The organism is Marinagarivorans sp. (genome assembly GCF_982758155.1).
The window spans coordinates 1-21285 of the sequence record NZ_CEXWTU010000012.1 but is presented as its reverse complement, the minus strand read 5'-3'; the positions used below and the strand labels follow the sequence as shown (position 1 = coordinate 21285).

The following is a 21285-nucleotide window of genomic DNA, read 5'->3' as shown; positions in this document are numbered from 1 at the left end:
ATCATTGTCTGGGCCGTTCAAGCCATCTACGACTTTGTGCTCCTGCAAAGTCTACCCCCACGCATCCGTGCTGGGGCTGGGCACTATGCAAGCGTTCTGGACAATGTGCTCCTGCATTGTCACCCCCTAGCTATCCCTGCAAGGGCTGACGCTTGAATGCCCAGAAAACAATCAATTCGCCTTTTTGGTGAGCGTCATTTCGACCCTACCTGAGTAGTTACTTAACCGTTAGGTCATCATTGGGTTAGTCTATTTAACTGATTGATTTTATGCGGCAAATGAAGCCCTTTGGGTGTGTAAGCATTTGAAGGGTAGTGTCCACCTGTTGGGGCTTACCTTGCTGCATACGCAACCCTCGCACAGATATACCCTGGCGCTATACCAAGCGCCCCAAACATTACACTGCTCGCGATAACAGTAAGCAGGTCCGCGATATGCCGAGAGTTGAGTGTGAGGGGTGCGGCTGAGTTGATGTCTGTTAGGTTACTTAGCCCTGTAACCAAGATAAATAATAAGGCTGTTGTAATGAAGCCTTGTTTGGCAGAGAACCACTGTAGTGCTTTCCCTTGTCGCGCTCCCCGTCGGATGTGAACAACGATAAAAGTGGTTACCGCTGGGATGATGCCCACAACGGGGGAGAAGAGTATAAATAGCATGCTCATGCTAGCGGCTGCTTTGATACCGCCTGCTATGGCGATAAAAGGAAAGAAGAGCAGTGCGAGGGTGCCACCGCCGACTAGCGGCCCAAGTAAGGCGAAGGTGAAAGCTTTCATGGTGTTTCCTTGTTATTGATTGGGTTGCAGGTGGCGATAGCTAGGCTTGAGGCTTTTTGGCGCTAATGCAGTAATATCCAAAGCGCATATGGTTGCATGCAAGGGCAAGACCCCAGGCGGGCGCTAATAAATGGTGCCAGTGCTCTGGGTTGCGGTCGGCTTGCAGCAACAGTTGAGTGCCGTAGCGCAATACCATCCAAGGAATGTAGAGCGCGGAAGGCAGTACCCGCCAACTAAGGTCTTGAATGTGAATGTCTTCAAAACCCGCGCTTTCCATCGCCTTGATGGTGTCTGTAAGCACAGGGAAGTTACCTAGCGCCCAGTGTTTACACGACTGCTGGTAGCATATGCGTGTAATGGCGTTCATTGGCGCAGTTTATTTAATAAAACCGTCGCATAGGGCAAATGTGCTACCGGGTTTGAGTAGGCGATAGGCTTCGTTAATTAAGCTTTCTTTGTTGGTTTCGCTACTGTGGCACGCACTTTCAATGGCATAAACTCCGTCGAAGGTCTCCTGGGGTAGGCCTGTGTGGTGGTAGTTGGCAAGCACATAATTTAGCTTGTGGCATTGGGGTTGTTTCGCGCTAATGGCCTCCGCTTCTTGCACTTGGTTGGCCGCAATGGTTACGCCAGTAATACGCTTAATGGCTGGCAATTGGGCGGCAAAGCGCATAGTGCCGCCAAGGCCGCAGCCCATATCCAGTAGCTGATTATGCGAGCCTTTAAGTTGCAAGCTATTAATGACTTTGCGGTTGGTGTTTTCCAGCATACTTTCTAAGTTGAAGGGGTTGATGCCCCATTCAAAAGTGCCGAAATGCATGTTGAGTTTTTGACTCCAATCGCGGTAGCCGTCACTTGTTTGCGCATAGTAACTTGAGATGCACTGGGCGTTTTCCTGTGCGGTGCTTATCTCGGCTTGTTGTTGATTGCGGGTTTCTTTTTGCGGGCACCAAGGTAGTTCGTTGGGGTTATTAGCGCGCAAGAATTTGGGTAAATGTAAGTGAATCATACTGGCCTCCAATGCAAGATTTGAATCCAGTGTAAGGGCCGCTAGTGGCCAAACCCTCCTAGTTGATCATTGACGAGAAAAAAACGCTGAAAAAATAAAAAGCTATATATTACAGATGGTTACATAGTTTCCGAATTATAATCTGGGAGTTTTTTAATGTTGAAAAGTTGTAACTATTCAGATTCGGCCGAAATGACGCGCATCCAAAAGGCGAATTGATTATTTTCTGGGCATTCAAGCGTCAGCCCTTGCAGGGATAGCTAGGGGGTGACAATGCAGGAGCACATTGTCCAGAACGCTTGCATAGCGCCCAAGGATCTTGACAGGGATGTCACTTATTAGAGCAACGCATCGGGGCAGGAGCCCCTTATTAGACATTGCAGGAGCATAATGTCTTGGAGCAGTTGCCGATGGCTTGAGCGGCCCAGAAAATGATCAGTTTGCCGGCCTATTTGTGCATGGCTGAATAGTTACGAAAAGTTTTAGTTTTGTTGTTTTCGGTATTGACTGGGTGTTTGGGATGTTGTTGTTTTGAAGGTCGCATAGAAGGTGGATTGGGAGCTAAACCCCACACTTAAACCTACCGATAAAACAGAGGCGTTGGGCTCTGCGATCAGCATGTTTTTGGCAGCATTCACACGGTGAAAACTAATGTAGCGCGAGACGCTCATACCAAATTGGGTATTCACCAATTCCGATGTTTGATGGTTACTTAGCGAAAGGGCTTGGGCAAGTTTGCTGAGGTTAAGCGTGTCATCTTTGTAGAGTGCTTGTTCGGTCATTAGGACTTCGATTTTTTGCCCGAGATGCTTGCAGTTTTCATTTTGCAGTGTGGATTTGGCATAACTTTGGGCAACGAGCTCAACGGCTTTTTGCAGTAAGTCGGGGTAGCGCATTAACATCCAAAGCAGCGATGCAAATACGCCGGCACTGATGTAGGCATAGGTGATCACATAGACCCGCTCGCCCCACCAAGGAGCAATAGCCGCAGCCATAAATATAATTAATGCGGCGATTGTAATGCCCGCAAGTGCTAGCTGTTCCACCTCAAGATTTTGGCGCTGCTCTTTATGTGGCCGCAGGCGCACAATCAACCAGAGCGCTGCTGCTCCACCCAGAAAAAATGCCAGAGGTATCGCGATAGGGCTAGGTAATAAAGCGCCAAGAAGCGGCAGCATAGCTAGAGCACTATATTTTTTACCGAGTTTGGCATCAGGCGTTATGAGCGTGGAATAAAAAGCAAAGAAGGTAATAGTTGAGCAGTAGAGTACGAGTAAGTAAGCGCGCGATTCAAAAAGGCTGCTATCCGTTGCTAGCGCCCAGCCATGCCAAGCTTGTAGTGCAGCAATACTTGCCCAGCATAGCGCTACACGCTAACCGCGAGAGCGCGCTCTTTTCAAAGGCCTCGCAGACCCATTGATAGGTACACCAGAGCAGTAGGCAGGTGATGATATTGAAGCCGATAGACCATTGGCTAAGGAGTGAGAGCATGGGGGAAATCCATTTTAGGGCTGCTTGATAACAAGGGCAAAACACACAATACGATGGCGCACGCCCTCCCAACTATTTCAAAATGATACCAAACCACAAGATATTAGCCATGCATGATTAGGGTGAGGTATTCACAGCTCAAAGCTCTTAATACGTATGGTCAAGGAGAGTGGCGTGCAAATCCCATTGGGTGAAGCGCCGCATTATCGTAACTACACAGGCATGCACAAATATGCCGGCAAATTGATAATTTTTTGGGCCGTTCAAGCCATCGGAAACTGCTCCAGCGTTGCTCTAATAAGTGACATCCCTGTCACGATCCTTGGGCACTATGCAAGCGTTCTGGACAATGTGCTCCTGCATTGTCACCCCCTAGCTATCCCTGCAAGGGCTGACGCTTGAATGCCCAGAAAACAATCAATTCTCCTTTTAGGTGAGCGTCATTTTGACCCTACCTCTCACTGCACTCTTGAATCCTTTCACTGCACGACGACAGGGCAGTGCACAGAATTTACTCTCTAAATTTCGCATAACTCCCGATCACTATTTTGCTGTTTTCTCGCACTGATCTTCTTTGCTCTTCTCTCTCAATATCATCCCTTCGGATTGATTATCACTGCAAGCGGCGCTGCTCTATGACTTGTTAAAGCGGTGTTTTTTCGGCTCGCTCGTATTTTTTAAGCTAGGCTGAATTGGGTAAGCCTTAAAAAGTTGTGGATTACTGATATCTTTTACTCATTAGCATTAATTAGTTGAGGTTTAAATTAGTGCAGGCAGGAGAAATAAATGACTGATGTTGAAATGGCTGCTGCGTTAGGTGCAAGGCTAGAGCAGTTGCGCTTGCAAGCTAATATTCCGCAGCAGGCGTTGGCGCAAGAGCTAGGGATTTCTGAGGGTACTTACCGCAGTGCTATTAAGGGCAAGGTTAAGCTGGAAGTTTTTGTGGGTTTGTTAAGGCTGCTTGGTGCGAACGAAGGCTTACATAGCCTTTTGCCGCAACAGCCTTACAGCCCTATGGCGTTGCTGAACAATGCCGGCAAACAGCGCCGGCGTGCGCATGGCAATTTTGCGCAGGGGTTACGCCTTGATGAAAGTCACGCTGAAGGTTATAGGCAGTGATTGTCGCTGCCGAACGGCTGGTTTTGAGTAACCCGGCAACAGTTGTTGCGGCCCCATTGGTATGGAAGGTGAGTATCGGCAAGCGCATGGTTGGCGCATTGTCGTTTGATGCGGTTAGCCAGTGCTGGGCGTTTGAATATGCCCCGCGTTGGATTAAAACTGGTTTTTCGTTGGCGCCATTACAGTTGCCGTTGTTGCCTAAGGTTTATTCGTGCGCGTTGTCGTCACTCGCTTTAACGGCGACAGGGGATGAGCCCAGTGTAAGTTCTGTTTTATGCGATATATTTGATTTACCGGCGTTATTACCTGCGGCATCTTCTTTATCGATAAGGCCTCGTGCAATAGGGCTTGAGCTGATTGGAGCTGCTGCCAGCAATACAACTGATGAGTCACTTAGTCACCGGTTATCAAAGGCGCAAACGCTGATGGCTGTTAACTCGCAAGCGAAGGGCAAAGCAGCGCAAATTCCCGTTTGGCTTAATAATAAAGATAAATTTAGTTTTTCAGCATTATGCCCTGGGGCAGGCTTCACACCTTGGTACTTATCTGCTGAAAATGAAAAGGGGAGCGGTGACGGTTTTCGTGCACGGCATAGTTATTACTTGATGGCCAAAGCTGCAGGCTTGGCTTGTGTACCCACTCAGCTATTAGAATCACCAGAGGTGCTAGAGAGTGCTTTACTCGTGGCAAGGCACGATTTTAGTGAGCAGGGCTTTCTTTATTTTATGCGGTTTAGCTATTTGCGGGCGCCAGTTAGCGAGCCCGACAATCCAAACTGTGTGATCACGGGGTATCGTCAAGTGCTCAATATTGCAGAGCAGTGGCATTGCTCTAATCAACAGCTATTACTGTTATTCCGCCACATGGTATTTGATGCGATTACCCGTAATGGCAGCAACCCGCTTGAGGATTTAGGTTTTTTGGTGACGGAGGGTGGCAAGTGTTCTTTGGCGCCGGCGTTTGGTTTTACACCCCAGTGGCCGCCGCCAACTAAAGCCGATGCCTTAGAGCGCAATGATTTACTGAATGTGGCTGCGGGTTTTAAATGCCTACACAAACAGGCGAATCGAGTGATTGATGATGTTGTGGCTGCTGTTGAACAATGGCCTACTTTTGCAAAAATAAGTGGTTTGCCGCATGACCACATGCAACGTTTACAGCGCTCGCACCGATTGTATTAGTGGTGTTATTGTGTTTAGACGTGTCAGATTGTATATAATCGGCTTCAGATTATCGGCCTTTTAACGATTTCGGGATAGCATTGCATGCTTCTGACTGCTAATCCTTACGCTAAGTAAAGACGTGCCCCAAATTCTAATCGCCACAATTTATGCCTTTGCCGTATAATTGCTACATCGATTAAGGGCTTGCGTGTTTAAATCGAGTAACTATTCAGTCATGCTCAAATAGGCCAGCAAATCGATCATTTTCTGGGCCGCTCAAGCCATCCTTGGACGCTATGCAAGCGTTCCCGACGCTTGAATGCCCAGAAAATAATCAATTCGCCTTTTTCGAGGGCATTATTTCGAGCCCACCTGATATAGTTACTCAATCGATAGCTAGTCATCTACATCCAGTGTTCCTAATAGGTCCCCCTAGCTTCTATTTTTGAATAGCAAAGATTGTTGAGCTATAAATCGCTTTTGTGTAAACCAAGTAAGTTGTCTCCTAAAATACTCCATATGACTTTGCCTGTAATGATCAGCCACTATTTATGCTAAGCAGATTCCTTGATCGCCCCCAAGCCTGGCTGTTGCCAGCATTGACGACACCAAAAATCCATCTTATTGGCGCAATGCTTTTTTTTGTCAATGTTTCAGGTAGTCATATTTTCAATAAGGTTGACTATTTAAAGCTTGCTTTTTTAAGTTTCTCGATGGTTTTTGTGGGTGTGTTTTATTTTCTACGAGGTGGTGAGCTCACGGTAAGCCGCCAATTCTATAAGCCATTCCTATTTGCTTTAATCCCTACTCTCGCGACGCTTCCGGGGTTGGCGTTAAGTCAGCACATTTACATTAACGGTACACTCTACGAAATATACAGCAGAATTGCTCTTGCATTATGGTTCTGCTTTTGTCTGCTGATTTTTCGGTATGTGAAAAGTTATACACCAATATGCTTTTGGCTGGCTAGCATTCTGACTTTTGTTTGTGGTGTTGGTGTTGTGGAATCCTACGGATTTTCTCCTTATCTGCTTATAGGGTTAAACGGGGTAGATCAGGCCTTGCTCAATGTGCCATCGGTCTTTACTGGCCCTGTTGCACGAATTGAATCAACTTTTGGTAACTCAAACTATTTTTCTGCCTTCGTCGTTGTTGCAATGCCGGTAATTTTTTCGGGTTTATTGGTCTCCATCCGCCATCAGGCAACTAAGTTGCAATTAAGCTCGACTATGTTTGTTGGTGCGACTCTTTTGCTGGCGATGTATACATTGCCTCTTGCTGGTACTCGAGGTGCTATTGCAGCACTCATTATTAGTGGAATACTTTATTTTTTTATCGTATTCACTCTGTCTCCGCGTTATCGCGCGTTACTTTCATTTGCATTTGTTGTTATCGCGGCTGTTTTAGCACTATCGGTTGTTGATAACGATCCATTACTAAACCGTTTTAACGATTTGTCTGAAGGCGTAGCCTGGAAAGCAAGGTTCTTAGTGTGGGAGACGTCAATCAATTCAATAAAGGAGGCGCCTTGGTTCGGGTATGGCCCTGGAGCATCCTACCCATTATTTTTCGAATATGTCGCTAACGACTGGAGGCTGCATATAGGAGAGCGCAGTTTCAATCATGCTCACAATCAATGGCTGGAGGTACTTCAGGAGGGTGGGATCTTAGGGCTTATTGCATATTTCTTATTCTGGCTTTCTATTTTCTATTGGGCTGTACGCATTATAAGGTTGAGTGAAAGTCGTGAATATCAGCTTTATGCTACTGGTATATTCTGTGGGCTAGTTTCTTATCATTTGCATAGCTTAGTCTCTGTAGCTGAACGCATGGTGGTTATCAATATGCTGGCATATGCGATGGCCGCATGGGTAGTCGCTATGGCTTGGCGAGAGCAGATAATATTTCCTCGAAAAATAAAGACTCTGCAATTGAATTTAACTCATGGCCTCCCAATAGTATTTTCATTATTTCACCAGAGTCTGCTTACTGTTTGTATTTTGACAAGCTGTGTTTGGTTTGTATTCTTCTTGAGTGGTCAAAACTTATTAGTAAGAGTAAAGGCTGGCGTGACTCCAAGCAGCGAGCTAATAACATATGCCTTTGATAGTAGTGACGCTTACGTTCTAAATGAGGCCGTTCAACAGGCTTATGACTTGAATGACTTTCAAGCTATGAATAGGCTTGCGCGAAGGTTGGATCATACTTTCCCTCATTATAGGGAAAATGATTATTGGTTGGCGTTTAGTTATTGGCAGTTTGGCCTCGTAGATAAAGCAAAAGTGAGTATTGATAAGGCGCTAGTTAGAGACTCATTTTTTCCTAGTAGCCTTCACCTTCGTGCTGCAATCGCCTTGAATGAAAACGATAGTCGTGAGCTCCTGGAATCACTAGAAAACATCATTAAGTATCGTTCTTGTAGGCAGGGTCTAGCGAATTGTAAAAAAATTGTTGTTAAAGGGCAGGTTACACCTACACACCCAGACATTATAAATATTCAACAGCAAGATGATTATTTAACGCTTGCCATTAGTTCTGTTTTTTTAGACGATCTTAGGGTTTATTCTCTTGAAACAGCCAATGATGCTGAGCTTAAACCATTAATCGTTGCCGCTGCTGGCCGTATTGGTAGGCAATCTTTTTTTGCTCCGCAAAGCATTCACTCTAAAAAGCTTCCTATGAGTTCCTTGCCCTTGGAACAATTACGTCAGTTTATTGATTCAACGAAACATCTTAAGCAACTAAAAGAGACTCGTTACACGGCTGATATAACTCAAGAGAGACCACTTGCCGATCAGCAAAACGATTATCATCAGTGGGTAAGTGGTAAGCGCTCTCGAATGCAGGAGCTTCAGCAGCAGTTCGATGATTCAGAGGCTAGGTTGGTAGAATATATGGATCTGGAAAAATTTATGCGCAGGCGGGCTTTTTTACATCGATTCATGAGCGATCTTATGAGTATTGCTAATCTAAAGCCGCAGGCTCCCTCTCTCGAAGAAAAAGAAACGTATTTCAATACCCTTTGATTTAGAATAACCGCTTAATCCACAAAACGAATAAACAAAGGGGCTGCGTGCCTCTTTATCATAGTCAGTAGGAGAGGTATATGAGGAAAGTTAGTACAAGGACAATTCAAAGCATTTTACTGGGTAGTTGTATTTTTGTAATGCAGGGTTGCGGTTCATCCGGTGATGAGCAGCAAACAACCCGTGAAACGCCAGCTGTATTAGCCCCGCTGATTACTTTTCCCGCCGATGGCGCTACAGTTTCAGGTGTTACGGAGGTCCGCGTTGATCTTGATCCTTCAGCAAGTTATAAAAGCGTGGTATTGCTTGTAGATGGTGTTGAAGTCGCATCGGATGGAGAAGCGCCTTTCTCTTTAGAGTGGAATCCTTACTTTCAGTCTTCTGCTGAAGAGGCCTCTATTGTTGTAAAAGCGACTACCGCAACGAATCAACTTTTGCGTTCGGATATTTCGTTGGTCAATATCAATCATAATGCTTATGCTCCAGCAATTGCTCTCACTGATCCCCAAACGCTACAAGGCTATGCTTATGGTACCGATAGCGTATCTGTTCAGTGGAGCCCTGTTCCCGGCGCCACAGAATATGAATACCGTACCAATGACAATCTAGCGATTAAAATCGAGTCTCCTGATGCAAATATACCCCTTGACGAAGGTGTAAACTCGCTAAGGGTTCGTGCCGCTCAAGACGATCAATGGGGTGACTGGGTTTATGTTGGTGATATATTCGTTAGCGAACCTACATCACCTGCCATCACTATTAATAGTGCGGTAGAAGAATACGTAATCGATTTCGATGTGGCGCTCGACCCCAATGCGAACTTCACTCAAGTTACCCTTATTGTTAACGATCAGCCTATTAAAACATTATCTGATGCCCCGTTTTCCTTTAGTTGGGATCCGTATTTTGTAGTTGGCGGTCTAACGGGTGCTTACTGGTTTGTAGAAGTAACGTTGGCCGACGGCCGTAAACTTCAAAGCCCAGTGGAGTTTATTGATTACTCTTCCCCCGCAATTAGAGACAGAGTCAACGTCACATTGGCTAATAATGGATCTGATTACTATGGCATCGATGAATTAGCTGTAAGTTGGAATCCTGTTGATGGTGCAGTTTCTTATGACTATGAGTATGCGGGTTCGATAACTAGCACGGATTTAACCGCTGTAAACCTTCAGTCTCTGATGCTTGGAACCTATAACGTTCGCGCTCGAGCAGTAGATGCCGACGGTAATGTTGGTGTTTGGAGTCAAGCGAAAAGGTTCACCATTGCTCTGCCAAAAGCCCCTGTTTTTTCAACGGAGCTAACGGAATATAGCAATGTTCAAAATGTTGCCGTTTCATGGCCTGAGATCGCTGGCGCAAGCAGCTACCAATACCGCCTGACAGACCAATGGGTAGATGCTGGTGATTTAAGTGTTGAGGTCGCAACCGCTGAGCCTGGATTCTATACCTTGGGCGTGCGTGGTGTAGATGCCTTAGGAAGAGAGGGTGCCATCGGTACTTTCAACTTCCGCGTGTCGGCACCTTTCGCGCCTAATCTCGTTCTCACCGAAAATGTTAATGAGACTGAATTACTCCTTAATGTTAATTGGGGGGAACAGTCGCAAGACGTAATTGTTGAAGTTGCTAAAGACTACGCCTTCGATAACGTTATTTATAACTACACCTCAAATAATAATACACACACGGATTTTTCACTTCCGGCAGGTGGCTATTACGTTCGTGCTAAAACATCAAATGAAGTAGGCCATCAGAGCGAGTGGTATAGGTCTAGCAAATTCAATCTGGGGCTATTTTACATAGAAGAAGATATTGCAACATTTGGATTTGACTCTGCCGATAGGCCCGTAGATTTCATTATCGATACATCTGCGATTACACTTTTATCTGCAAATGGTAACAGCGGCGACGGTAGTGGCGATGATTTTAATATCGCTAAAGTAGCCCGGGGTGGTAATGCTGCAACGACGGAATCGTTTGGGAGCATAGCGCGGTCTCCTCGTAGTTTAGCAAAAGCCGCCAGTGGTGCTATTGCCACAGGTAGTTCGATAAACTACCAAAATAGCACCATCATAGGAACAAACGATATTGGCAGTTATCTTTGGCATAAAACTATTAAGTCGGAAATGCCGGATGATAATACCCGCCTAGAAGATCGCGTTCAAAATGCCGCAACACTCAGTGACGGCCGAGTTGTTTATGCTAGTACTTACAATATTTGGGATATTGATGGTAATTCTTCGAGACTTAGCTCTCAGGAACAGCGCGTTACCATTCTTGATGAAAATAGGGAAAACCCAATCGTAGCAACTATTCCTGCTCCTGAAGAGGGGGAGCTGCAATACCTGAGTCAACTACTCATTGATAATGATGAGATATATGCAGCAGGCCGATATACATTCGATAATACTGGCGACGCTTCGGATGATGTTTTTACTCCGGTAACAACTAAAAATGGAGCTTTTTTAGCAATAATTACTCCCCAAGGCGATGTGACATCAATTGTTACTGGCGGTGGCTTAAGTAACTCTTCAATTAACAGCATGTCTAAAATGAATGACAATATCGTTGTGAGTTATAGCAATTATGACCGATGTGCTGCGACCCTGTTTAGGGATGCTGGTGAACCAGAGGCAATATATTTAGGCGGCGTTAACTATTGCTATGCCGTATTGTCTTCTAATCAAGATGTTATTTTGGTCGGTAAGGATAACGATAGCGCTGTATCTGGTGAGCCTTTAGTCGTGTCCCGTTTTAGAAATGGTGGCGAACAAGAGCGTATCTACATCTCTCGTTTATCGAATAACTTTCAACTTAAGAAAGTAAAATATGATCCTGTATTTGGTGTCGTCGTAGCTGGAACATACAAGTTTGGTTCGAGCTACGACGATACTCGTACTGTAATTTTTAATATTTCTGATGATTTTGAACATATCGCTAATTAAAAAATACAACCGGTAAATTAGGCTGTCCAATGTGTTCGCTTCTGTTTTTAGGGGGCGAACATACTGGCCGCTGTAATCTCTTGCCGAATATACACTTATGCTAGTCTTCTTAGGTACTTGTCTCATAAGATTTCAGCTTACGCAGGTAAGTTATTTCTTCTAATTACACGCGTATCTCAATTGGCTCAGTGGAAATAAAACTGCGCATGTGTTTGGGTTTTATAGCTTATGCGCATGCACAATGTAATTAATGGCCACATGCTTTGATTCGTTAAATCGCTGGGTTATAGGGTTGTAGCCTAAGCCCGTTATTTGTTTAACGTGTAAGTCGGCTCGTCGGCAGGCGCCAGAAAGTTCGGCGGGGGTGATGAATTTTTTATAATCGTGTGTACCGCGCGGTAGAATCTTGGCGACATATTCAGCCCCCAATACGGCAATGATGTAGGCCAACGGGGTGCGGTTGAGTGTGGAGAAAAAAAGATCGCCGCCGGGTTTTGTTAATGCGGCGCAGGCATTAATAACGCTCTCGGGGTCGGGTACGTGTTCTAGCATTTCTAAGCTACACACAATATCAAAGGTGCCTGCATTTTCAGCGGCATGTTGTTCAGCGGTGGTTTGTTGGTAGTTGATGTTTAAGCCACTTTGGCTGGCATGCATGCGCGCAACGTCTAACGGCGCTTCGCCCATATCTATGCCTGTCACGTGTGCTCCACGCTGGGCCATCGCTTCACTTAACAAACCGCCGCCGCAGCCAACATCCAATAATTGTTTACCGGCGACTTTTGCACAACGGTCTATAAAGTTGGCGCGCATTGGGTTCATTTGGTGTAAGGGTTTAAATTCACCCTCGGCATCCCACCAGCGGCTGGCTGCACGCTCAAATTTTGCGATTTCGGCATCATCGACATTGGCGTGATGTTCGTTTTGTTGGGCATTTGCTGTCGTCATGAATGCATCCTATTGTCTTAGTTTTTTGGCTCAGCCATTTTTTTCTGCCACGCGATTGCATTGCGTTTAATGTCTGTTTCGTTAAGTGTGGTTAGCAGTTTATTACGAAGCAGGCGTTTACCGTCAACCCATACATCCGTCACGTTGCGGCTTTGGTTGGTGTAAACCAAAAGTGAGGGCAGGCTGAAAGTGGGCAGGCTGGTGATGTCGTCGAGTGAAATAGCAATAATATCGGCGGCTTTACCGGCTTCCAAGCTACCGGTTATGTGATCAATACCTAAGGCTTTTGCGCCGCTTAGCGTGGCCATGCTTAGGGCGCTATACGCCGAAATAGCTTCAGCATTGTTGGCTGTTATTTTACCAATCAGCGCTGCGGTTTGCATTTCACCAAACATGTCTAAATCGTTATTGCTGGCGGCGCCATCGGTACCCAGCGCTACAGTTATACCGGCATCCAGTAATTGTTGGGTGGGGCATAGGCCGCTGGCCAATTTTAAGTTGGATTCGGGGCAGTGAATCACGCTGGCGCCATTTTGTGCCGTAATGGCAATATCGCTTTCGTTAAGGGCTGTCATGTGCACGCATTGGGTGCGTGGTGTGAGTATGCCAAGTTGTTGCATTCGGTCGATCGGCCGTTCGCCGTTAGCGGCAATAGCATCGCCCACTTCACCTTGGGTTTCGTGCAGGTGAAGTTGAATCGGGGCCTGCAGCTCCTCACTTAACATTGCGATTCGCCCAAAAACTTCGTCGCATACTGTATAGGGTGCGTGGGGGCCAAAGCCAATGGTAATTCGTTCCATGGCTTTGTAGCTATCGTGAAGAGCAAGCCCCTTGGTAATCGCCTCGTCTGGGTCTTGGGCCCAAGGTGTGGGGAAGTCTAAAATAGGGAAGGTAATTTGCGCTCGAATACCGCTGGTGCGTGCTACCTCGGCGGTGGCTTCGGGGTAGAAATACATATCACTGAAGCAAGTAGTGCCGCCTTTTAGCATTTCGGCAATGGCTAGCTCTGTGCCGTCGGTAACAAAGCTTTCATCAACCCACTGTGCTTCTGCTGGCCAGATGTGGTCTTCTAGCCAGCGCATTAATGGGAGGTCATCCGCGTAGCCGCGCAGCAAACTCATGGCAGCATGGCCGTGGGCATTGATTAAGCCCGGCATAATCACATGCTCGTCTAGCTGTATGTGTTCTTTGGCCACGTACTTTGCTTTTGCTTGCGCTGTCGGCTCAATGGCAATGATCTTACCTTGGCTTACCATCAGGCTGCAGTTTTGCAATGCGCGAGGATTGGCCGACATAGGAAGTATCCACGCGGCGCTGATCATAAGGTCGATAGAGTTATTGGCTGTTGCTGGCATAAAAAGCTCTTGGTCTTGAGTCGGTGCTGAATGGTACGGGTGGCTTAATGCAGTTGATCGTTACTGTTAAAAATACGGTCGAGATCTTCACTGTCGAGTGGATAGTTCTTGCCACAAAACTGGCAATCAATCTCAATCGTGGTTTGCTCTTTTAACAGGGTGTAAGCATCGATTTTTCCGATAGCAGCAATCGCATTTTCGCTGCGTTCTTGTGAGCAAGTGCAGGCGAATTGTGCCGGTACATTGCTTGCCGTGCGTAGCGTAAATTCATGAAAAAGGCGTGTTAGTTGTGTTTCATGCGGCAGCGTTAAGCTTTCTTCTGTCTTCAGGGTATTCACTAGCGTCACCAGTGTTTGCCAGTCATTGGCGGCGCGTTCGGCAGGTTCCATTTCCGAATCGTCTAGGTATTCGGTTTGTCGGCTAATGGCCGGCAGGCTTTGTAAAAATAAACCGCCAGCACTTTTGTTGTCGCTGAATAACCAAAGTTTGGTGGGTAGCTGTTCAGATTGTGCGAAATAATGGCTGAGGCAGTCGGCAATGTTATCGCCTTCAATGGGAACAATACCTTGATAGCGCTTCCCTTTAACGGGGTCGATGGTAAGTGTTAAGACGCCGTTACCCACAAGCTCGCGTAGTGATTTCCCTTCGATGTCGGCATTAGTCACAATCACGCCATTGTTATGCTCTTGCTGGGCAAGCTTAACAATGCCGCGCAAGCTACGCTCGTGGGTGGCTTCAGCCATAATCAGAGGCACCAAACCGTCGCCGCGAATTTGCAGTGTGAGTAAACCTTCAAATTTTAATATGCCTGCCAGCAATGCGGCACCACTTAAAAACTCGGCAAGAAGCGCTTGCGCATTTACGGGTAGGTTTTGATGCTCGGTCGCGTCTTGTACGCTACGGCTGAGTGTCACCATCTCGCCACGCATATCGCAGTCATCAAAGTAAAAACGGGTGATGGAATCATCCGAAGACTTTGGTGTAATGGGCGTGGAGGTTAAATCGGGGTCAGTTTTTTTTGTGGTCATAATCGGTAAATCAATTTCCAGCCGGTGTTAGCCAGCTTAAAGTGTGCGGCATTGCGGGTGTGTTGGGTTAAAGAGCGAATTTTATCACGCGCAAAGGCAAAGCGTTGATCAGTTTCGAGTCTTAGGGGCGAGGCAATAATAGTTTGTCCAAATTAGACGCAGGGTCCTGTTTTCTCAGCAAGGCGCTCGAAGAGGCGCATGCCTGGGCCTGTAACGCTTCGAGCAACGCAGCTGAGGAAGCAGGAAACCAGTATTGTTGGATAAAGTATTACTGCCTCGTCCCTTAGGCTTCTGGTTCGGCATTGACATTTTTGAAGCGGTGAATTTGTCGGCGCTGTTTCTTATTGGGCTTGGTGTCGTGGTGGGTAATGCTTAATCCAGCGGCTTTGCGCTCGAGTGCAAGCTGTTCTCGCTTGGACTGGCTCTCTTCGGTTTCAGTATAAAGTAGGGCTGCTTCGGGCGCCCCGCGGCGTTGCTCGGACAGCGCAGTAATTTGCACTGTTTTTTGAATGTGCCCCTGAGTAATGGTGAGTAGCATATCGATGACTAATTCTTTACTGGGTTTTACGCGAGCGCCATCTACATGCACTTTGCCTCCGTCGATAGCTTGTTTGGCTAAGCTGCGCGTTTTATAAAAGCGGGCAGCCCAGAGCCATTTATCAATGCGCACACGAGTCAGTTCGATTGTTGTCATAAGATAGGGTGCTATTTTTATGGGTTGGCTGAGTGTGGGATTATCTTGTCAAAATCGTCGATATAGATAAAGTCTTGATCGCAAGCGGGGCGGGGCTCTTGTTTGGTATCAGGGTGGGTAATGCAGGCCAGGTGCGCAATACCAAATTCACGTGCTTTTGCAACTATGCGGGGTGTGTCATCAATAAATAGTGTGCGCGCAGGATTAAAGCGCTCACTGGCGTGTAGCTGCAACCAAAATTCGGGTGCTTCTTTAGGGATTTGATAATCGTGAGACGAAACCACAACATCTAGGTACGAATCTATTTTTGTGATGCCCAGTTTTATCTCTAGGCCATCACGGTGAGCGTTGGTGACTAAAATCACTTTTTTCTTCTGTGCTTTTAAAAACGATAGAAAATGTTCGGTATGTGGGCGTACTTTTATTTTGTGGCTAATTTCTCGCTTTAACGCGGGAATGTCCATTTTCACCAATTCGGACCAATGATCTAAACAGTACCACTGCAACGTGCCTTCATAGGCTTTAATTTGCGTGTGCAGTTTTTCTCGAGCTTCGGTGTAATCAAGCTTATGATGCTCTGCGTATCGTATGGGTAGGTGTTCTAGCCAAAAGTAATTGTCAAAGTGTAAATCCAGAAGTGTGCCATCCATATCCAGAAGCACAGTATCTATGGCATTCCAATCTAGAGCGTAGGCAGGTTGTGAAGGTATGGGGATGTCAGTCATAGGGCGCAAGCAAACCATTTAATCAGTCGGAGTTAGTATGCCTATCCCCCCAGAAATATTAAAGCGCGAAACCGTGTGCCAGAGCCGTTTGTTTAAAGCGGAGGCCTTGCAGCTTAAGTTTAGTAACGGCGAGGTCCGTGATTACGAACGTTTAATGGGGAGTCATGCGGCTGTGCTTATTGTGCCCATTCTGCCGAATAACCGTGTGGTTATGGTGCGTGAATACGGCGCAGGCGTGGAGCGCTACGAGCTCACCTTGCCAAAAGGCAAAGTCGACCCCGGTGAAACCTTTGAGCAGGCGGCTAATCGTGAGCTGCAAGAAGAGGCCGGTTATGCCGCTGCAAGCTTGGAAAAGCTAAAGCTGATGTCGCAGTCGCCCAGCTATATGCAGCACACCACGCAAATTGTTCTAGCTCAGGGCTTAACGCCCAGTAAGCTTGAGGGGGATGAGCCTGAGCCCTTAGAGGTCGAAATTCACTCGCTGGACGATATCGCAGAACTGATCGCCCGTGAGGATGTTACAGAGGCTCGGACGATCGCAGCGCTTTTCATGGTGCGAGACCTTTTGAAGGCAAATATTAAACGTTAGTCTATACAGACTGGAGCCAGATTTTCCCCGTCCTCTTCCGCGGAGATCACAAAACAATCGACCAGGTTGAACAGTGATCATGTAAACCGGCGTTTGAAAAACATGACGTTTAAAACATTTTGTGTCGCCTGAAAAGTTCATACTTTAGTATGTTATTGGATATTATTGCCTAACTTAATCATGAGTCGCCTTTGAGGCTCTCGTTAAAAGCTAGTATGCCTTTAAGGTATGAATAATAAGCAAGCGGATGTCGCTACGTACCTTAATAGGTGCAACGGGTAGTGATTGGTTTGTAATAACAATAATAGAGGCGTAAATGCGTTATTTATCAGGAAGTGCAGTGCAGAGTTCTTCGGCGATGGCTGCTTTGGGGGCAAACTTGAGTGATTCACGCTTGCTAAAGCAGCAGTTAGCGCGTGAAATCACCTCGCTAGAGGGGCAGTTGTATCGTTTGCGCACCCGCAATGACATGATCGATTACAATACATTGCAAACTTATCAAGACATGATTTTAAGCCGCAAGCGCATGCTGGATGGCTTGCTTTGGGATGAAGAATAACGCCTAGCGAGTTGCTGTCTTTCAGTTGCACTAACTCTCGCTCCGTATCGTGAGCCTGTCTAATTCTTAAGTTTTTATCACCTCACCCCTAAAAGCGTTCCCTTCTATCGCACAATTGCGCTATTGAATGGAACGCTTTTGTGTTTTTGGCCTCTGCTTTTTTGCTTCGACCTCAGTATTCACGCTATCATCACCGCCGTTCTGGCGAGTTTTGCCTTCGCGTGTTTTTAAGTGTCGCAGTGTTACGTGACATGCGCTTTCAACATTAAACAACCAAGTGAATAAATTAGGTTATGTACCACAGTTATTTTGGTATTGAAGAACAAGCATTTTCTATAGCGGTTAATCCCCGTTATATGTACATGAGTGCCCAGCATCGCGAGGCATTGGCGCACTTACTTTATGGCGTTAACAGCGGCGGCTTTGTCATGTTGACGGGAGAGGTGGGTACCGGCAAAACAACGACCATACGTTGTCTGTTGGAGCAGCTGCCAGCCAATGCCGATGTGGCTATGGTGATGAACCCGGCGGCCAGTGCGCGGGATTTAATGTGTAGCATCTGTGATGAGTTTGGTGTGACTTATGATGTTGATGAAACCAGCATTAAAATACTCACCGATAAGCTGTATGAGTTTTTATTGCTGAATCACAGTAATGGCCGCAATAGTATTGTGTTGATTGATGAAGCGCAGTTGCTTCGTATATCAACCTTAGAGCAAATCCGTTTGCTAACGAATCTTGAAAGCAATACTCAAAAAATGCTGCAAATTATTTTGGTGGGGCAGCCTGAGTTAAATGAATTACTGGCTAAGCCGGCTTTGCGGCAGCTGTCACAGCGTATTACGGCACGCTACCATCTTCGCCCTTTAACGGTTGAGGAAACGGGAGCTTACATCCGCCATCGTTTGTCTGTTGCAGGTATGCCTCCTGGGCGCGACCCGTTTCCGGCGAATGTTGTAAAAAAAGTGCATGGTATTAGCGGCGGAATACCTCGCCTTATCAACATTTTATGCGATCGCATGTTATTGGGCGCGTTTACTCAAGAGTCGACGGAAGTTGATAAAACCATCTGCCAGCAAGCGTCTGATGAAGTTCTTGGCGACCCGCGCGAACGAGCGTTTAAGCGAACCCCCAGGCTATCGCATCCCATAATTTATGGTGGTTCAGCGGTATTGGTCTCGTTGATTGTATCAACACTCATCTGGCTGTTGGTCACTCATGATGCTCAACCTACTGTATTGGTGGTCGAGCCTGTTGTTGCGACCATAGCCCCTGAACCCGAAAAGCCGGCTTTATCACATGCTTGGGTGCGTAATCAAGATCAGGCCTTGGCGCAATTACTCGATTACCTGGGTGAGGATCAAGGATCTTCTGTTTACCCCTGCTGGCTTGCGAGCAAAAAAGGCTTGCACTGCGAAACGATGGAGGCGCGAACATGGAGTGATTTTCTGGCAACTAATCGGCCGGCGGTACTTTCGTTAAATACACCTTCGCGGCATGCGGCTTTTGTTACGGTAATTGCGATTGATGGCAATATGGCAACCGCATTAGTTAACGGTAAAAAAGTAGAAGCGAGCTTAGATGACTTGGGTGCCATGTGGACTGGCGAATATGTGATTATGTGGCAGCGCCCAGAAGCTTTTGATAAAGCCATTGGTGTGGGCTCTACTGGCCCGTTAGTCGATTGGCTGGCCGGCCAGTTTGTGAAGCTCGATGAACAGCGTACGCCTTTAGCGAAAGGCAAATTTAACAAAATGTTAGAGCGGCGCGTTAAGCTTTTTCAGCGCAGTTATCGGCTTGAAGATGATGGTTTGGCGGGCTTGCAAACCTTGTTGCGGTTAGGTGAGGCCTTGGGGCGTGAAGTGCCGCTGCGTGCGCTAACGCCTTCTAATGAGCCTTTGTCGGCAATGGAACATTAATTATGTCGTTAATTTTGGATGCGTTGAATAAGGCTGATCGTCAGCGTGATGACCAAGAGCCGGTACCCAGCCTCACCACATATCATGCCGCACCGCTTAAACCCAAGCTAGATGCCGGTATTCCCCGATGGATGCTTTACAGTGTATTGGGCTTGCTTTTGCTTGTGGTGGTAGGCTTAGGGCTATTGTTAGTGCAGGGCAGTGTAGGGCGCCCCCCTGCTTTTCCTGTTCCTGTTGTTGATGTTAAGCCTTCGTTGTCACCGCTCGCCGAGCCTAAGGTTCAAGCATCAGAGCTTCAGGCTGCTATCAATAAGCCACTGCAAGACCAGCGAGTAGGCGGCGAGCGGATAGATAATGCTCCTTTGGTGAGCGAACCTGAGCCGGCGATCTCGGCTGAAGTTGCCGCTATTTACGGGCAAGTTGGGGTTGAAGGTGTGGCGACACCAGAAGATGACGTTGTTGATTTGTATGGCGGATCAATTAGCCCGGAGAAGTCGCAGCGTGAAGTAAGGGCGCCAAGTGTTCAAAAGCCGAAGCCGGCGGTTAGTCCTTTGGTTGACGATAACGAGCTGCAGGCTTTGTGGTTACAATCGCAGGTTGAGGGGGAGGCTATTCAGCAAAAAGTTATCGATCCCTATGCAAAATTACCGTATTTACATCAGTTGCCCGAAAGCTTTCAAAACCGTATTCCTACGTTGATGTATCAAAACCATATTTATTCAGCTAAAGCGAGCGCTGTCATTTTGAACGGTAAGACCTACCGTAAAGGTGACGAGCTCGCGCCAAGCTTACTGATCGAAGCCGTGACGGAAGAAGAGCTGGTGCTGAGCTATTTGAATAAGCCTTTTAAACTGGCTGCACTGAGCAGCTGGGTAAAAATGGATTAACCCTCTGTTTGAGGGTTACAGGAATACGTAAGCTGATAAGCCCAGTAGAAGTGCAATCATGAATGCACTGAAGGCGTAAATTAAGACGGGCGGTTTGCGTGTTTCGACTTCCATGCCGGAACGGTTGCCGGGAGATGTAGGTCTTGTGACCCACTGTTTTGGAATAATGGTGGGTTCATCATCCTTTAGTGTTGGGGTGGCGGCAGCGGGCTTGGCAATTGCAGAGCGAGGTTGGTCAATGCCTGGGCCAAAAACGCGAAAGCTATAAACATCCAGCCTTACTTTATCGCCGGCGCGAAGAACGGCCTCTTCAATGCGTTCGTCGTTGACAAAAATACCGTTATCCGTATCTAGGTCGACAACGTGTAAGCCTTCATCGCTGGCGGTGAAACGCGCATGTTCTTTGGAGAGGTGCGTACCGGGAAAAGCGATATCACAGCGTTTGCCGCGGCCGATAACAACTGAGCCGGTTTCGCTCATACGTAAAGGGAATTCTTGGCCGGATAAAAAGCCTGAGTTTGCAATGAGAGACCATTCATAACCTTGGGCTTCACTGGCCGGGTCGACAATGGTGATTTCGACATCGCCAAACTTCAACACGTCGTGACAGGCGACCGCGTGCTGGTTAATCGCGTCGCCATTAACATAGGTGCCCTCGGCACTGCCTAGGTCTTTTAGGACGAACGTTTGCCGCGCACCGTTAAGTTTTGCGTGCTGTGGGCTAACGGAAGCATCATTGATAACAAGACTGTTGTCATCGTCGCTTCCGATAGTAAAGTTCTTCTCTACTACCCAGACGGGATCTTGTCGATTGTCGTTGAATCGTAACTTCAGCATTTTCACCCCTAATATAAGCGCACAAAGTATACAGGTTCATAGTGGTAAATATAAAGCGACATTGGGGTACGAAATGAATGAGTGTCTCTGAAAGTGGAGGTTTTGTGGGTACGTCGATGGCTAATGCGCAGTGGTGTGCTTCTTTCCGTGTGATGGGAATATCTTAGGGGCGAGGCAATAATAGTTTGTCCAATTAGACGAGGGAGCCTGTTTTCTCA

At 46.9% G+C, this 21285-nt stretch carries 18 protein-coding genes; 8 read left to right on the top strand and 10 right to left on the bottom strand.

Annotated elements, in window-relative coordinates; all coding sequences use genetic code 11:
- Nucleotides 1-332: 332 nt before the first annotated feature.
- The 4 genes from AC3A8L_RS02910 to AC3A8L_RS02895 form a co-directional block, all read right to left on the bottom strand.
- On the bottom strand, nucleotides 333-773 hold the full coding sequence (locus AC3A8L_RS02910) for a hypothetical protein (RefSeq protein ID WP_487960723.1): 441 nt from the start codon (nucleotides 771-773) through the stop codon (nucleotides 333-335).
- A gap of 40 nt (nucleotides 774-813) precedes the next feature.
- Nucleotides 814-1140, bottom strand: coding sequence for a hypothetical protein (locus AC3A8L_RS02905; protein WP_487960722.1), 327 nt, complete (start codon nucleotides 1138-1140; stop codon nucleotides 814-816).
- Nucleotides 1141-1149: 9 nt separating this feature from the next.
- Nucleotides 1150-1782 (bottom strand): SAM-dependent methyltransferase, encoded by a 633-nt coding sequence (locus AC3A8L_RS02900; RefSeq protein WP_487960721.1) that lies wholly within the window; start codon nucleotides 1780-1782, stop codon nucleotides 1150-1152.
- A gap of 482 nt (nucleotides 1783-2264) precedes the next feature.
- Nucleotides 2265-2960 carry an AraC family transcriptional regulator gene (locus AC3A8L_RS02895; RefSeq protein ID WP_487960720.1) on the bottom strand — a complete coding sequence of 232 codons (696 nt, stop codon included), beginning with the start codon at nucleotides 2958-2960 and terminating at the stop codon, nucleotides 2265-2267.
- A 1099-nt stretch (nucleotides 2961-4059) separates the two neighbouring features.
- On the opposite strand from AC3A8L_RS02895, the gene AC3A8L_RS02890 reads away from it, so the two are divergent.
- The 4 genes from AC3A8L_RS02890 (at nucleotide 4060) to AC3A8L_RS02875 (ending at nucleotide 11526) form a co-directional block, all read left to right on the top strand.
- Nucleotides 4060-4392 (top strand): helix-turn-helix transcriptional regulator, encoded by a 333-nt coding sequence (locus AC3A8L_RS02890; RefSeq protein ID WP_487960719.1) that lies wholly within the window; start codon nucleotides 4060-4062, stop codon nucleotides 4390-4392.
- Nucleotides 4389-5573, top strand: a complete 1185-nt coding sequence (locus AC3A8L_RS02885; protein WP_487960718.1) for a HipA domain-containing protein — start codon at nucleotides 4389-4391, stop codon at nucleotides 5571-5573. Before AC3A8L_RS02890 ends, AC3A8L_RS02885 begins: the two co-directional genes overlap by 4 nt.
- Nucleotides 5574-6106: 533 nt before the next feature.
- Entirely contained in the window at nucleotides 6107-8581 is a 2475-nt protein-coding gene (locus AC3A8L_RS02880; RefSeq protein ID WP_487960717.1) for an O-antigen ligase family protein, read from the top strand.
- Between the two features lie 80 nt (nucleotides 8582-8661).
- Nucleotides 8662-11526, top strand: coding sequence for an Ig-like domain-containing protein (locus AC3A8L_RS02875; RefSeq protein WP_487960716.1), 2865 nt, complete (start codon nucleotides 8662-8664; stop codon nucleotides 11524-11526).
- Between the two features lie 219 nt (nucleotides 11527-11745).
- On the opposite strand, the gene ubiG is transcribed toward AC3A8L_RS02875, so the two are convergent.
- The 5 genes from ubiG to yrfG all read right to left on the bottom strand — a co-directional run bounded on the left by ubiG (nucleotide 11746) and on the right by yrfG (nucleotide 16276).
- Nucleotides 11746-12474: a bifunctional 2-polyprenyl-6-hydroxyphenol methylase/3-demethylubiquinol 3-O-methyltransferase UbiG gene (gene ubiG / locus AC3A8L_RS02870; protein WP_487960715.1), complete on the bottom strand. Its 729-nt coding sequence runs from the start codon at nucleotides 12472-12474 to the stop codon at nucleotides 11746-11748.
- A gap of 17 nt (nucleotides 12475-12491) precedes the next feature.
- Nucleotides 12492-13829: a TRZ/ATZ family hydrolase gene (locus tag AC3A8L_RS02865; RefSeq protein ID WP_487960714.1), complete on the bottom strand. Its 1338-nt coding sequence runs from the start codon at nucleotides 13827-13829 to the stop codon at nucleotides 12492-12494.
- Between the two features lie 44 nt (nucleotides 13830-13873).
- Nucleotides 13874-14857: an Hsp33 family molecular chaperone HslO gene (gene hslO, locus AC3A8L_RS02860; RefSeq protein WP_487960713.1), complete on the bottom strand. Its 984-nt coding sequence runs from the start codon at nucleotides 14855-14857 to the stop codon at nucleotides 13874-13876.
- A 283-nt stretch (nucleotides 14858-15140) separates the two neighbouring features.
- Nucleotides 15141-15536, bottom strand: a complete 396-nt coding sequence (gene hslR / locus AC3A8L_RS02855; RefSeq protein WP_487960749.1) for a ribosome-associated heat shock protein Hsp15 — start codon at nucleotides 15534-15536, stop codon at nucleotides 15141-15143.
- A 32-nt stretch (nucleotides 15537-15568) separates the two neighbouring features.
- On the bottom strand, nucleotides 15569-16276 hold the full coding sequence (yrfG, locus tag AC3A8L_RS02850; protein ID WP_487960712.1) for a GMP/IMP nucleotidase: 708 nt from the start codon (nucleotides 16274-16276) through the stop codon (nucleotides 15569-15571).
- 37 nt (nucleotides 16277-16313) lie between these two features.
- Between yrfG and nudE the strand changes: the two genes are divergently transcribed.
- From nudE to AC3A8L_RS02830, 4 genes are all read left to right on the top strand, one after another.
- Nucleotides 16314-16865, top strand: coding sequence for an ADP compounds hydrolase NudE (gene nudE, locus AC3A8L_RS02845; protein ID WP_487960711.1), 552 nt, complete (start codon nucleotides 16314-16316; stop codon nucleotides 16863-16865).
- A gap of 316 nt (nucleotides 16866-17181) precedes the next feature.
- Nucleotides 17182-17424: a hypothetical protein gene (locus AC3A8L_RS02840; RefSeq protein WP_487960710.1), complete on the top strand. Its 243-nt coding sequence runs from the start codon at nucleotides 17182-17184 to the stop codon at nucleotides 17422-17424.
- A gap of 293 nt (nucleotides 17425-17717) precedes the next feature.
- Nucleotides 17718-19343 carry an AAA family ATPase gene (locus AC3A8L_RS02835; RefSeq protein WP_487960709.1) on the top strand — a complete coding sequence of 542 codons (1626 nt, stop codon included), beginning with the start codon at nucleotides 17718-17720 and terminating at the stop codon, nucleotides 19341-19343.
- A gap of 2 nt (nucleotides 19344-19345) precedes the next feature.
- Nucleotides 19346-20230 carry a general secretion pathway protein GspB gene (locus tag AC3A8L_RS02830; RefSeq protein ID WP_487960708.1) on the top strand — a complete coding sequence of 295 codons (885 nt, stop codon included), beginning with the start codon at nucleotides 19346-19348 and terminating at the stop codon, nucleotides 20228-20230.
- 15 nt (nucleotides 20231-20245) lie between these two features.
- On the opposite strand, the gene AC3A8L_RS02825 is transcribed toward AC3A8L_RS02830, so the two are convergent.
- Entirely contained in the window at nucleotides 20246-21067 is an 822-nt protein-coding gene (locus AC3A8L_RS02825) for an FHA domain-containing protein (protein ID WP_487960707.1), read from the bottom strand.
- Nucleotides 21068-21285 lie beyond the last annotated feature (218 nt).